At 52.4% G+C, this 13,609-nt stretch carries 14 protein-coding genes and 3 tRNA genes; all 17 read right to left on the reverse strand.

The genetic code is table 11. The features are described 5' to 3' along the window. Positions 1–86: 86 nt before the first annotated feature. Positions 87–163: transfer RNA gene (locus tag C8273_RS05990), tRNA-Met, on the reverse strand. 4 nt (positions 164–167) lie between these two features. Further along, positions 168–253: transfer RNA gene (locus C8273_RS05995), tRNA-Tyr, on the reverse strand. Between the two features lie 67 nt (positions 254–320). Continuing rightward, positions 321–1,832, reverse strand: coding sequence for a lysine--tRNA ligase (gene lysS, locus C8273_RS06000; RefSeq protein ID WP_106626872.1), 1,512 nt, complete (start codon positions 1,830–1,832; stop codon positions 321–323). Positions 1,833–1,841: 9 nt separating this feature from the next. Continuing rightward, positions 1,842–2,312, reverse strand: a complete 471-nt coding sequence (gene greA, locus C8273_RS06005; protein ID WP_106626873.1) for a transcription elongation factor GreA — start codon at positions 2,310–2,312, stop codon at positions 1,842–1,844. 13 nt (positions 2,313–2,325) lie between these two features. Beyond that, complete coding sequence (locus tag C8273_RS06010; protein WP_106626874.1) at positions 2,326–2,625, reverse strand: GIY-YIG nuclease family protein; 300 nt, start codon at positions 2,623–2,625, stop codon at positions 2,326–2,328. Further along, complete coding sequence (locus tag C8273_RS06015; RefSeq protein WP_106626875.1) at positions 2,622–3,233, reverse strand: peptidylprolyl isomerase; 612 nt, start codon at positions 3,231–3,233, stop codon at positions 2,622–2,624. Before C8273_RS06015 ends, C8273_RS06010 begins: the two co-directional genes overlap by 4 nt. Positions 3,234–3,268: 35 nt before the next feature. Continuing rightward, a complete protein-coding gene (locus C8273_RS06020) occupies positions 3,269–3,973 on the reverse strand; it encodes an MBL fold metallo-hydrolase (RefSeq protein ID WP_106626876.1) in 705 nt (234 codons plus the stop codon). A 6-nt stretch (positions 3,974–3,979) separates the two neighbouring features. Next, positions 3,980–4,897, reverse strand: coding sequence for a YitT family protein (locus tag C8273_RS06025; protein ID WP_106626877.1), 918 nt, complete (start codon positions 4,895–4,897; stop codon positions 3,980–3,982). Beyond that, on the reverse strand, positions 4,894–5,535 hold the full coding sequence (locus C8273_RS06030) for a hypothetical protein (RefSeq protein ID WP_106626878.1): 642 nt from the start codon (positions 5,533–5,535) through the stop codon (positions 4,894–4,896). The genes C8273_RS06025 and C8273_RS06030 overlap by 4 nt, the downstream gene beginning before the upstream one ends. Before the next feature lie 14 nt (positions 5,536–5,549). Continuing rightward, a complete protein-coding gene (locus C8273_RS06035) occupies positions 5,550–6,782 on the reverse strand; it encodes an aminopeptidase (RefSeq protein WP_106626879.1) in 1,233 nt (410 codons plus the stop codon). Between the two features lies 1 nt (position 6,783). Then, entirely contained in the window at positions 6,784–7,227 is a 444-nt protein-coding gene (dtd, locus tag C8273_RS06040) for a D-aminoacyl-tRNA deacylase (RefSeq protein WP_106626880.1), read from the reverse strand. Positions 7,228–7,453: 226 nt separating this feature from the next. Beyond that, entirely contained in the window at positions 7,454–8,740 is a 1,287-nt protein-coding gene (locus tag C8273_RS06050; protein WP_106627297.1) for a M18 family aminopeptidase, read from the reverse strand. Between the two features lie 69 nt (positions 8,741–8,809). After that, positions 8,810–8,886: transfer RNA gene (locus C8273_RS06055), tRNA-Pro, on the reverse strand. A 45-nt stretch (positions 8,887–8,931) separates the two neighbouring features. Beyond that, entirely contained in the window at positions 8,932–9,645 is a 714-nt protein-coding gene (locus tag C8273_RS06060; RefSeq protein ID WP_106626881.1) for an HAD family hydrolase, read from the reverse strand. A 61-nt stretch (positions 9,646–9,706) separates the two neighbouring features. Further along, the gene (locus C8273_RS06065) at positions 9,707–12,139 is read right to left on the reverse strand and encodes a DNA internalization-related competence protein ComEC/Rec2 (protein ID WP_106626882.1); all 2,433 of its coding nucleotides are present in this window, start codon (positions 12,137–12,139) and stop codon (positions 9,707–9,709) included. After that, a complete protein-coding gene (locus C8273_RS06070; RefSeq protein WP_106626883.1) occupies positions 12,136–12,702 on the reverse strand; it encodes a helix-hairpin-helix domain-containing protein in 567 nt (188 codons plus the stop codon). The genes C8273_RS06065 and C8273_RS06070 overlap by 4 nt, the downstream gene beginning before the upstream one ends. 57 nt (positions 12,703–12,759) lie before the next feature. Continuing rightward, positions 12,760–13,554 (reverse strand): adenosylmethionine decarboxylase, encoded by a 795-nt coding sequence (gene speD, locus C8273_RS06075; protein WP_106626884.1) that lies wholly within the window; start codon positions 13,552–13,554, stop codon positions 12,760–12,762. Positions 13,555–13,609 lie beyond the last annotated feature (55 nt).

The following is a 13,609-nucleotide window of genomic DNA, read 5'->3' on the forward strand; positions in this document are numbered from 1 at the left end:
AAGTCAATCCATTTGCACGGAGTCGCCTTGCCCAAACAAAAAACTCAGCCGATCATATTGCATCGACTGAGCTTTCTTTTTGTATTTGGTGGCGGCACAGAGATTTGAACTCCGGACACTGCGGGTATGAACCGCATGCTCTAGCCAACTGAGCTATGCCGCCAAGGTGGTGGGCAGGGATGGATTCGAACCATCGTAATCCGAAGATGACAGATTTACAGTCTGTTGCCTTTAACCACTCGGCCACCTACCCATGAGCCTTGACAAGTATATGCGATAACACACTGTTTTGTCAAGGCGTTTCTCAAATTATTCGTGCGTCATTCTGCGAGCGGCTTCATCGTCGGGAAGAGCAGCACGTCGCGGATGGAGGGACTGTCCGTCAGCAGCATGACGAGTCGGTCGACACCGATGCCAAGGCCGCCCGTCGGGGGAAGTCCATATTCGAGTGCCGTGACGAAGTCACGATCCATGACATGCGCCTCCGCATCGCCTGCGGCACGCTGCTGCAGCTGCTCCAAGAAGCGCTGCTCCTGATCAATGGGATCGTTCAGCTCCGTAAAGCCATTGGCAAGCTCGCGTCCGTAGACAAAGAACTCAAAGCGATCCGTAATGCGCGGATCGTCCGGATTGCGCTTTGCAAGCGGCGAGATCTCGGTCGGATGCCCCGTGATGAAGGTCGGCTGCATCAGCGACTCCTCCACCTTCTCCTCAAACGCAGCATTGAGAATACCGCCAATGCCGTGACGCTCCTCGAATGGGACGCCGATCTCACGTGCCATCGCACGCGCCTCATCAACGGACTGACAGGAGAGAAAGTCCTTCCCCGTCGCCTCACGCACGGCATCATTCATGCTGATCGTACGGACATTATTCAGGTCAATTTCAATGCCCTGATACGTAATCTTCGTCGTACCGAGGACATCCTCGGCAGCCTGACGGACGATTCCTTCCGTAATCGCCATGAGATCGCGATGATCGGCAAATGCCTGATAAATCTCAATGGACGTGAACTCCGGATTATGCCGCACGTCCATACCCTCATTGCGGAAGATGCGCCCCATCTCGTAGACACGATCAAGCCCCCCGACGATGAGTCTCTTGAGGCTTAGCTCAGTGGCGATACGCAGGTAAAGGTCGATGTCCAGTGCATTGTGATGGGTGATAAAGGGACGCGCCGCAGCTCCTCCCGCAAGCGTTGAGAGCACAGGTGTCTCCACCTCAAGAAAGTCGCGCTCGTCCAGATAGCGCCGAATGGACTGAATGATCTTCGTCCGCTTACGGAACGTCTCCCGTACCTCATGGTTGACCATAAGATCGAGATAGCGCTGACGATAGCGCGTATCCACATCCTTCAGCCCGTGGAACTTCTCAGGCAGAGGACGCAGGGACTTCGAGAGCAGATCAAAGTCCTCGACACGCACAGTGACCTCCCCGCGCCGCGTCTTGAATACAACGCCGCGGATCCCGATGATGTCGCCGATGTCAAGGCGCTTGAACTCCTCCTTGTACTTCTGTTCGCCGAGAACGTCCTGCTTGAAGTATACCTGTATATTCCCCGTTCGGTCGTTCAGTGTAGAGAAGGAGGCTTTCCCATGACCGCGGATTGCCATCAGACGCCCCGCAATGCGAACTTCTCCGCCTTCTTCGTCCTCTGCCAGGTGATCGTATTTCTCTTTGAGCGGAACGGCATAATCCGTCACCTCGAAGCGATGTCCAAATGGTGCGACACCCATCGCCCGAAATGCGTCCATTTTCTCGCGGCGGACACGCATCATCTCGTTTAGATCCTGCTCCGGCACCTGCAATGCGTTTTCTCTTTCTTCAGCCATCCCTGCTCCTTACTTCTTTATATCCATAATCTTGTACTGAATAATACCCGCTGGTGCATTGACATTGACGACATGATCTATATTCTGTCCGAGCAGCGCCATGCCGAGCGGAGACTCATTCGAGATCTTTCCCTCGTCCGGATCCGCCTCCGTGGAGCCAACGATGAGAAAGGTCTCCTCCTCGTCGAACTCCAGATCCTTGACCGTTACGCGACTTCCCATCGTGACGGTCTTGCCGTCCCCTGCCTTGATGATGTCGGAGTTGCGAATCTTCGTCTCGAGTTCCTGAATCTCACCCTCAAGAAACGCCTGCTCATTCTTCGCATCATCGTATTCGGAGTTCTCCGAGAGATCGCCGAGTGCGATCGCCGCTTTGAGGCGTTCGGCAACCTCGATGCGCCGCACACTCTTGAGATAGTTGAGTTTTTCGACAAGCTTGTTATAGCCGTCTTCGGTCAGCATGACCTTCTTCTCTGTCATGAAATACTCCCCTTTATCGTAGTCCTCTTGTATTGACATCTTCTAGCAATGCAGATATTTCTGCATCGTTCTGTCCGAGACGAATCAGTTCGAGCCGCTTCTCCCTGCGGAGCTTTTTGATCGCGCACTCACGTTTCTGCGCCTCCTCTTTCGTCGCAAAGGACTCCGCATAGACAAGGCGGACGGGTCCGCGCCCACGCGTGTACTTCGCTCCTGTTCCCTCATTGTGTGCATGAAGACGCCGCCTGAGATCATTTGTCCAGCCGGCATAGAGACTCCCATCGGCACACAACAGGAGGTACGCGTAATTCATTCCGCAGCATCTTTGATGGTAATTTTCTCAATCACAACATCGTGCACGGGACGATCACCGTATCCTGTCTTCGTGTGACCGATATCGCGCACCACATCCATCCCATCAATCACCTTTCCGAAGACAGCATGTTTGTTATCGAGCCACGGGGTTGCGGCGAGCGTAATGAAGAACTGACTGCCGCCCGTATTGGGGCCCGCATTTGCCATCGAAAGAATCCCCTCATCATCGTGCTTCAGTGAGGGATCAAATTCATCGGGAATCTTATAGCCCGGACCGCCTGTACCGTTGCCATTCGGGTCACCGCCCTGAATCATGAACCCATCGATGACGCGATGGAAGATCAGACCGTCATAGAACCCCTTTTCCACGAGGTCGATGAAGTTCTTCGTCGTAATGGGGGCTTTATCCTCGAAGAGTTCGACCTCGAACGTCCCCTTGTTGGTTGTAAATACTGCAATGCGATTTGCCACAGTTCTCTGCGCTCCTTTGTTCTGATCCAACAGCATATTAAATGACATCCCCGCACTCCCGCTGTGCGCCATGAACAATACGGCAACGACGACAACAGCGATACCGAGTGACAGGAGATAAAATTTCTTCCTCATTCTACCGAAAGCCCTCCCATAATTCAATACATATTTCAAAAAGAATGTCGCTGCCCCGCTTGCGTCGGTGACCATACGGGAATCTCACGCCCCACCGCAAAAAATCCCTCCGACGGTTTCCATGCGGGATAGCCGACGGAGTGCATGGAAACAAGTGCCTGTGGATACGTCTCTGCACAGAACACCTTAGCCCCGCGCTCCATCGAAGGACCGAGCCGTCCGTCCACGGGAAAAAAGGCAAGGTCGAAGGAGAGTCCCGCAAGGCGTTTCATCTGTTTGCGAAAAGCATTCTCCGCAAGCTTCCGATTCTCTGCTGTATCCCCCGTCCAGTCCCACCAGTTAAAATCCCCTGCATGAAAGATACGCTTCCCATTTACTTCCACCAAAAAGGACGTCCCCTCATCCGTCGATGCAAACGACTTGACTGCGATACAGTCATCTTGCCACGCATCATAAAGCCCGATCCAACTCGTCCGGTCTGTCGGCATATATGCAGCCCCCGCATTTGATCGTATATCCTCGCTCAAAAGATAGCGCTGTGTCTTGGCGGCATAGCGTGCTATCATGGGATTAAAGTGATCGAAATGCGCATGGGAAGCAAAGAAGTACAGACACGCATAGTTCTCCTTCTCCACAGCCGCAGGAAGAACACCTGCTGGATCATCAAACGCATCAAAGACGAGCAGAACATCATCCGTACGGACGAGAAAGCCGCTGTTCAGCAAATACGTTGCTTCCATAGAATCTCATCTTCTTTCTTTTTCATCGTCATCATCGTCCGATGCCGAGGCATCGTTCTGGTTGATCCGTCCAAATCCACGTCCCATGACCTCATTCGCGGACATGATGATGACAAAGGCATGGGGATCGACATTGTGTACGATGAACTTCAGCTTGCCCACCTGCGTGGTACCGACCGCGACGAAGACAACATTTCGTTCACGACGCGTGTATGCTCCCTGTCCATGCAAAAACGTAACACCGCGGTGCATTTCATCGATGATATTATCGGCAATTTCCTTGTGTTTGCCCGAAATGATGAGAACTGCCTTGCGGTGATTGAAGCCCGCAACGATCTTATCCACGACGGTCGCATTGATGAACATATAGATGAGTGTGAACATCGCAGGTGCCATGCCAAAGAGAAAGGCTGCGATGAGCATAATGAGGCAGTTCATCGAGAAGAGAACGCCGCCCATGTGCAAATCGTAATATTTCCGAACAATGGCGGCGAGGATGTCAAACCCACCCGTGCTGCCATTCATGCGAAAGACAAGCCCGTAGCCAAGCCCTGCAAACACGCCGCCATAAACGGTAGTCAGCATCATATCGCTCACAGGTGCATAAGCGTTAAGCGGACGCGTTAGATCGAGGAAAAAAGAAAAAATCGCCGTTCCGATGATGATGTCAATGGTGTACGCCTTCCCCATCAGTTTCCACGCCATAAAGAGCAATGGAATATTATAGAGAAACGTCTGTAGACCAATGGGCAGTCCGAAAAGATAGTAGACAATCATCGCAATGCCCGTTGCACCGCCCGTCAGGAGATGTGCCGGAATCAAAAAAAGATTGATCGCGCTGCTTGCAATAAGACAGCCGATGGTGATTCCGACATAGCGCATAACGCGATGCCCGAATACGCGGATGTGCAGGTCATGTGTCATTTAACATATCCTCCAAGCCGCACCTGTTCATTTTTCGGAAGATCGGACACATCAATTTCCTTAGATGCGATGAATCCGCGCCTCAGATCGAGTTCGACAAAGGACTCGTCATCGGATAGTGCCATCTCATCCGCTTCCTCATCGGTCAATGGGAGCATCGTGATCCGCGCCGACTGCAGCGCACCATTCTCCGCATTCAGATTCAGGATCAGACGCGTGCGCGGATGTTCCGGGTGGGCATACACATAGCAAGTATTGCCGTCCAAAAACTGACGCTCGGCTTTCCCATATATCTTCGTAAGATAGCTGCTTGTTGAGCCATAGTGGACATCCTTGCGCAGCCGATACTTCTCTCCAATCAGATTGATGTCGACAATTTTCCCTGTTGCAGAGGAGGCAGAGACGACAATATCCCCGTAAGTATAGGTCTTGAGATGAATCCCCCAAATCACCTGATCGTTCTGAACGTCCGGCTCTCCCCATTTCGCGCGGAGCGTCTCCTCTGACTCCCCCAAAGCAATGTTCTGATAGGAAAAGTCTTCGGCGTGTATCTTACCTGCCGCTTCTCCACGCACAAAGAGCGAAAGGGAAAGAAGGCATAGGAGCATCAATGTGCCGTAGCGAAAATATCTCTGCATATACGCCACCTCACTTAAAATGTAAAGTTCCCATTTTCCATGATCGTAACCGCTTCGCCGGACGGGGTGCGTCCGACGACCATAAGATCAGCCGTTCCGATCATAAAGTCCTCATGAACAATCGAATGATTTACACCGTGATGGCGGAGTTCGTCTTCTGTCATGTCTTCACCACTCTCGATACAGGTTGGATATGCTTTTCCAAAGGCAAGATGACAGGAAGCATTCTCATCGAAAAGCGTATTGTAAAAAAGAATACCACTCTGCGAGATTGGCGAATCATGCGGCACAAGTGCGACCTCACCGAGGAAGGAAGCCCCCTCATCCGTGTGGAGGAGTTCCTTCAGATATGCTTCGCCCTGCTCCGCCTTATAATCCACAACCCTCCCCGCACGGAATTCAAGTGTGAAGCCACTGATTAAATTCCCGTTGTAATGAAGCGGCTTCGAGGCGACGACCGTACCGTTCACGCCATCTCTCTTAGGAAGCGTATAGACCTCCTCTGTCGGGAGATTCGCGGCAAATACCGTTCCCGCAGCAGACTTCTCTGCTCCTCCCATCCAGATATGTCCTTTGGGAAGCTCGATGCGAAGGTCGGTTCCCAGTGCATTCCGATAATGCAGCTCGGTGAATGCGTGAGCATTGAGAAATGCCGTAATCTTTTGCAGGCGCTGGATATGCGTCTGCCATACCGCAATCGGATCCTCATCCATGGAAACGCACACGGCGCTCAGAATCTGTCCCCAGAGACGATCCACTGCCTCCGTCGCCGAACAGTTCGGGAACACCTTACGAGCCCATGCTGTTGTCGGGACAGAAACAACACACCATGTATTCTTATTGCTCATTAACCGCGCACGATAGTCCATGAGTGCTTTTCCGGCTGCTTGACTCGCCTCTGTGAGACGTTTTGGATCGATGTCCGAATAGAGATCCGGATCCGATGCCGCAATCGAAATGAATGCGGCTCCCCGCGCGGCATGGTCATCATAAAAGAGTTTTCGCCATGCGGGAAACTCGCGGAAACGCTCCGCATGCGCCTTCTGAAAGCGAATATGGGCAAACGCCTCATCGTTCCAGTTGACAGCGACATCATAGGCGCCGACATCATACGCCTCCGAGGCAAGGGCATGTACGAAGTCCGCACAGGCAATCGGCGCATGGATAACGAGCGGCTGATCCTGCTGCAAGTTGACGCCCACACGAATCACAAGAGCGGCATATTTCTTGAGTAAGTCCGTATTCATTTCATACCTCGGTCGTATCAAAGAGCAGGGTTACAGGACCATCGTTGATGGAGGATACCTGCATATCTGCCCCAAATTCTCCGTGCTCAACGTGCACATCACGCATTTCCAGCTCCTTCATAAAGGTCTCATAGAGAGGAATCGCGTGATCCGGTTTTGCAGCCTTGGAGAATCCGGGACGACGCTTTTTGAGGTCAGCAAACAGCGTGAACTGTGAAATCACGAGCACCGCTCCATTGACCTCAGCAAGGGCGCGGTTCATCTTCCCCGCCTCATCGGAGAATACACGCAAATGCACGATTTTCTCTGCGAGATGCGCAGCATCCTCCGCAGTATCCTCCGGTGCAATTCCCAACAGGACAAGATAGCCCGCTTTAATTTGACCGCAAACGTGACCTTCGATCTCTACAGATGCTTCTTTCACTCGTGTGACTACGGCGCGCAAGGAATCCCCTCTTTCTCTATTCAATGTGCCCTATTATAGCATGCTTCTGCGCAGATGTCTTTCAGGAATCACTGATAAATTCAGCACCATCATCTTGACGCATCTTTTTTGCCCGCACTTTGGCGGAAAATCCTCCACAGAGCACCACTCTGCGTCCGGTTTTCCGCCTTGTTCGGACGAAAAAATCTACACCAATCTGCAGGACTTCATTTTATCAGTGATTCCTTCAAGCAGAGAAAAAAGATGTGAGCAGCTGCGTCAGTGCGAGCTGATCGCGTGTGCCCATTGTCTCGCGCGCAGAGTGCATCCCAAGAAGAGGCGCACCAATGTCCATCGTTCGCATCGGCACCTGTGTGGAGAGAATCGACCCGAGTGTTGCGCCGCCTGCCGCATCAGAGTTATTTGTAAAAACCTGATATGGGATTTTTTCCCGCTCACAAATGTCGGCTACAGTAGCATAAGCCTTCGGATCTCCGGCATAGGACTGATTTGCGGCGACCTTGAGGACGGGGCCGCCCCCCAGCACAGGCTGATTCGTCGGATCCGCCTTTTCAGGCGCATTCGGGTGCAGGGCATGCGCAACATCTACAGAAAGACAGAAGCCGTCAAGAATCTTTGCAAGGTATTCGTCCCGCGAAAAGCCCAATGTCAAATAGATGCGTTCAAGCAGTATGGCAAGCGCCGTCGACCCTGCCCCCTGCTTCGTGCGGCTTCCCACCTCCTCGTTGTCAAAGAGTGCGACAACGCGGATACCATCTTCACCGTCCCAGTCATAGATCGCATCGACACATGCCTTGACCGAGGAGAGATTATCAAGACGCGGTGCGGAAAGGAAGGCTTCATCACATCCCAAAAGACAACCGCGCTCATAGGGGTAGGCATTCAAATCATAGGACAGGATGTCTTGGGCGGGAACATCGAGTTCATAGGAAAGGAGTTCATGCAGTTTTTTCAGATCATCTGCATCGCCCTCATTGCTTTGAAAGAACATCGGCAGGAGATCCTTTTGCGGCTTCAGCTCGACCCCTTCATTTACCTTGCGGTTCATGTGAATCGCAAGGTTTGGTACAATCATAAGCGGACGACGAAAATCCACGAGCCGCAGGTGCGGCGCAAAGGGATCCTCGGTACGCAAAGCAACCGCTCCCGCGAGAGAAAGCGGCCGATCCATCCACGTATTGCGGATCATGCCTCCATATACCTCTGCATTCAGCTTGCCGTAGCCATGCTCTCTCAGCACCGGATTCGGCTTGATGCGCAGACAGGGAAAATCCGTATGCGCACATGCAATGCGGAGCGATCCGTGAGGGTTTTCCCCAATCGAAACAAGGACTGCCCCCGTGTGAAAGAGCGAAAAAGAATAGCATCGTCCCGTACGTATTCCCTCTGCCCCAAGCGCGTGATCCCCACAGGCAGCTTCTTGGCAGCTCTGCTGCACCACATGATATGGCGATGCTGCCGCATCTATAAAATCGATCAAATTCTTTGCACAGCGTCTTTCTGCGGATGTCATATCTGCCTCACAATCGTTCATAACAGAAAAAGACCCGCCCATGGGCTGGTCTTTTTGCGTCGAGTAAAATGGTCGGGATGACAGGATTCGAACCTGCGGCCTCATCGTCCCGAACGATGCGCGCTACCAAACTGTGCCACATCCCGACAACGATATGTATTCTATCAACTTTTCACATAAAAAGCAAGCATTTATTTTCCGATCCGTGCCATGAGGAGCGCACGAAGCTCCCCCTCCGACACCACTTCGGCACACGGCTGAATCTTCGCCGTCGCCGGCACTTGACGGTGTCGATGATTGAACCAGACAGCCTGCCAGCCCGCAGCCTCTGCCCCGACGATATCCAGATCAAAAGCATCTCCTACGTAGATCAGGTTTTTCGGCGCAAGGTTCAAACGGTGTTCCATCTCGCGAAAGATGCGTACATCCGGCTTTCGGAAGGGGTGATCCCCCGAAACGATGATTTGATCCTCCGGAATCCACGGAGCAACATGGAGAGAACGCAATTTATTCCTCTGATGACGGGAATCTCCGTTTGTAATAATCCCAATGGTGACATGCGCACGGAGTTCATCCAGCAGCCCCTTCATCGTATCTGACAGCCGGATCTGATACTGAAGCTCCATATAGCGGTGCTGAAACGCCAGCGCCTCCTCATCCGTCACCTCAATATCATAGGCGCGCAAAGTCATGCGCAACCGGTAGATGTAGAGTTCCTCCATCGTCATCCTGCCGGTTTGGGAATCCGCAAAGCGCTCGTCGCTGTAATGACGGAAGGAGAGAAACAATTTCTGCAAGGGCAGATCGTACTGCGTCCCATAGAAACTCTGATATGCACCGAAAAAGGGCTGTGCCATATCATAGAGGGTGTCATCGACATCAAATACTACGCCGCGAATATCCATAAGTTCCTCATTCCATATTGATTACCATTTCTATTATAAGGGAAAGCATGGTACTCCGCAATTACTCCCCCAAAAAATTCTCTGCGCCAAAGGTGCGAACCGACAGATGCTCCCCATCTGTGTGAAAGATGATCGCTCCATCCCTATCCGTCCGTAGCGTCTGTGCTCCCACACGCTCATATCGTGCTACGACATCGGGGCGCGGATGGCCAAAGGAGTTGTCTGCGCCAACACAGTAGATGGCATAGAGAGGATTTGTCGCCTGAACAAAATGCTCAGAACTGGATGTATCCGAGCCGTGGTGCGGCACCTTCAGCACGGTCGTATGAAGGTCGATTCCGCGCGCAATCATCTTTTCCTCGTGCTCCTGCACGAGATCACCCGTAAAAAGAAAGCTCGCATTCCCATAGCGGACGCGATAGACATTGGAAACTTCATTGCCGGTCGTATGTTCCACGTCGCTATAGGAGGGCGCATACAAAACATCGACGGTCACACCGTCCAACGAGATCGACTGCCCCTCCTGTGCTCTGCCGAGCTTCATGAGAAGTGGATTCCCGTCACCAAGGCGCATACTTCGCGCATACGCCGCTGCTCCCTCATCGGCGGTATAGACGTACCTTACCGGCATACGTGCGAGAATGGCGCCCGCACCTGCCGCGTGGTCTTCATGTGCGTGCGACAGAAATATATAGTCCACTTCACGAATGCCGTAATGCAGGAGGTACGGCACATCGACGCGCGCACCGACATCAAAAGTATCGCGCGTTCCTCCCGTATCAAAAAGCATCGCATGACCGTGGGGCGTTACAACAAGAGCGGCATCCCCCTGCCCAACATCAATAAAATGCACCTCCATTTCATTGGGACGTGTGATCTGCCATGAGAAAAGAAAAACAACGATAAAAGAAGAAACAATTATAAATTTATATCTAAAACGATAAATAAATTCAGCCGTTATTTCACGATATTCCTGCGGGACAAACAGTATGGACAGGACAGCATAGTAACAGAGTCCCGCAGACACGCCCATCGACGGCAGCCAAACAGAGGAAAACGGGAGTGCAGCCATGACCCGAGTCATCTCAAACGAAATCCCAAGGAGCATACTGTCAAACGCAAAGACAACTGCTCCAAGCATGGGAATAAAAAATGCTGCAATCCCACCGACAAGACCTAAAACAATAATAATATCGACGAGAGGAACGACAACGAGATTCGATAGGAGCGCAGAGATGGAAATTTGGTTGAAATGCCATGCGAGGACAGGAAGTGTTGCCAGCTGCGCCCCCATCGTGATGGAGATGCCTGCCGCGACGAATCGTGGAAGTTTCCCCAGCCATGTACGAAATACGGGTGCAAGGAAGAGCAGCCCCGCCGTCGCCAAAAACGACAGCTGGAAGCTGATGTGAAAAAGGAGAAGCGGTGAGACGAGAAGCATGAGAAGCCCCGTCAGTACGAGCAGGTACTGCCCATCGCGCTCCCGCCCGAGAATCAGCCCCAGAAAGGCGACCGCCCCCATGATGCCGGAACGGACAGCGGGCGGAACGAGTCCCGCAAGAATCACATAGCTGATGATGGAAAGAACGACGGCCGACGCGGAAAGCCATCGCGGCAGACGCAGGAACAATGCCAGCCACGCGATCACGGCAGCAAGAAGGCTGATATGCGAGCCGGAAACGGAGAGGATGTGCACAATGCCGGTGATGGTAAACGCCTCCAGCAATTCTGGGCGTATCCCCTCGTATCCGCCGAAGAGCATGGCAAAGATCGCCGCCGCATCACTGCGCGGCATGACCTCTGTCATACGGTCAAAATAGTGCGCGCGTATCTGTGCCGCAAGGCGCAGAAACATTTGCACGTATGTCGGCTCTTCATTGGGGATAATTTTTATGCCACTTTCCCGAGCCGACATTCCCGCAGTAATCCCCTCACAGCGCAGGAGAAATCGTGTATTGATCTGCCCCGGATTTTGATAGAACACGGGGCGGCGAACCTTCCCTTCTGCCGTGATTGCATCACCGATCTGACCGACAGGGGAATCCTCCTCAGCGCCCCGTCGCGTGTAGACGAGGATTTTACCGGATCCCGCCTGTTCCTCACGTCCCTGTACGATTCTGTGAACAGAAACTGTATAGCGTATATGCTGAATTCCATCCACATCTGTTCGGAGGCGCGGCGGCTCCGCAATGATACCGCTCAGTGTGATATTTTGTCCGACCATGCGCGAAACATCATGGGTGGGAAGTTCGTAGACGGCAGCAAAGCGAAAGATGCCCAACATGAAAAAAAGCCCCACAAAGGCGATCCACGTTCGTTCACTCTGTTTCAGAACAAGGATGCTGGAGGCAAATGCAGCGAGGAGCAGGAGTGTGATCAGATAGGGCAGATATTCCGCAAAGGGAATATGCAGCCATGCACAGCACAGAATACCAAGCCCGAATGCAGCAAGAAGACCGCTGAGGAACGAAAGCTGGTACTGCCCCATCTTCATACGGTCACCTTATCTTTCAACTTTTCAAATTTGGCGTTGCCGATACCGCGTACCTTTTTGATGTCCTCAATCGTTTGAAAAGCCCCGTTTGTCTCGCGATACTCAATGATACGCGCCGACATGGCAGGACCGATGCCGGGCAGCTCCTGCAGCTCCTTTTCGGTCGCCGTATTGAGATTGATCTGCCCCTCTGCATTTTTTCCGGACGGCGCATTTTTCGGAGATTCGGCATCTCGGCCAATGCGCATGGGCACACGGATCTGCATGCCGTCCTCGACCGGTGCCGCCATATTGATATGGTCAATATCCGCCGTTTCGATCACGCCGCCCACGGCATTGACCGCGTCGGCAACGCGCTGCCCTTCGGTCAGTGTAACCAGCCCCGGTTTTTTTACCTCCCCCGTCACATAGACGACGATATTGCGCTTTGCTGCGCCCCTTTCAGCCGTTCCCTCATCCAGAGTGAGCGTCTGCTGTTCCGTATAGTAGCCGTACATGGTTCCGCCGAGCACCGCAAGAGCAAAAACAAGAAGTATTAGGAGGGACTTTTTGAACATGGGCATGGCATATCTCCCGATGGAAACACGAGTGCATGCCAACCGCAGTATGCACTCGTGTTTCTAATATACATTCCTTCCGCTGAAAATCTCAATCATCTCGCGCCGGAGACTCGTACTGATAAGGAGGCGGGTTTTCGGTGGGATCTCATCAACATCCGTATTGAAGAGATAGTTTTGCAGCTGCGGCTCCTTGATGAGCATACGCGTATGATAGAGGCTCGCCTGATAGAGATTGATGTCAACGGCGTCGTACTCGTCCAGTGTTTCCTGCTTGATGAACTCCTGAATGGATGTCATCTTGCTGTCTACAAAGAGCTTGCGCCCCTGCAGGTCACGCGTAAACCCACGCACCCGGTAATCCATTGTAATAATGTCCGAATCAAACTGACTGATGAGATAGTCCAGTGTCTGCAGCGGCGTGATCTCACCGCAGGTAGCGACATCAATATCCACGCGAAACGTCGCAATACTCGTATCGGGATGATACTCTGGATAGGTATGTACGGTGACGTGACTCTTGTCAAGATGTGCGAGGATCGTCTCAGGCACAGGTGTTTTTGCGTTCACGGGCTTCTTGCTGCCGGAGACGACTGCCGCCTCCTCTGCAATCAGCATCGTAACACTCGCGCCCTGTGGGTCATAGTCCTGCTTGGCAATGTTGAGAATCCGTGCGCCGATCATATCCGTTACCTGTGATAAAATCTTCGTGAGTCGATCAGAATTGTATTGTTCGTCGATGTATTGAATATAATCCCGTTGTTCTCGCGCCGATTTCGCATAACAAATATCATAGATATTGAAGCTCAACGCCTTCGTGAGGTTGTTAAACCCATATAATTTCAGCTTCCCATCCAACGCCGGAGTTCCTTCCTTTCTCTTTGTGACGAAAAAACATTCGCCAGATACGTTA

Source organism: Candidatus Centipeda massiliensis (assembly GCF_900290285.1).
In the GTDB taxonomy this organism is placed as follows: domain Bacteria; phylum Bacillota; class Negativicutes; order Selenomonadales; family Selenomonadaceae; genus Centipeda; species Centipeda massiliensis.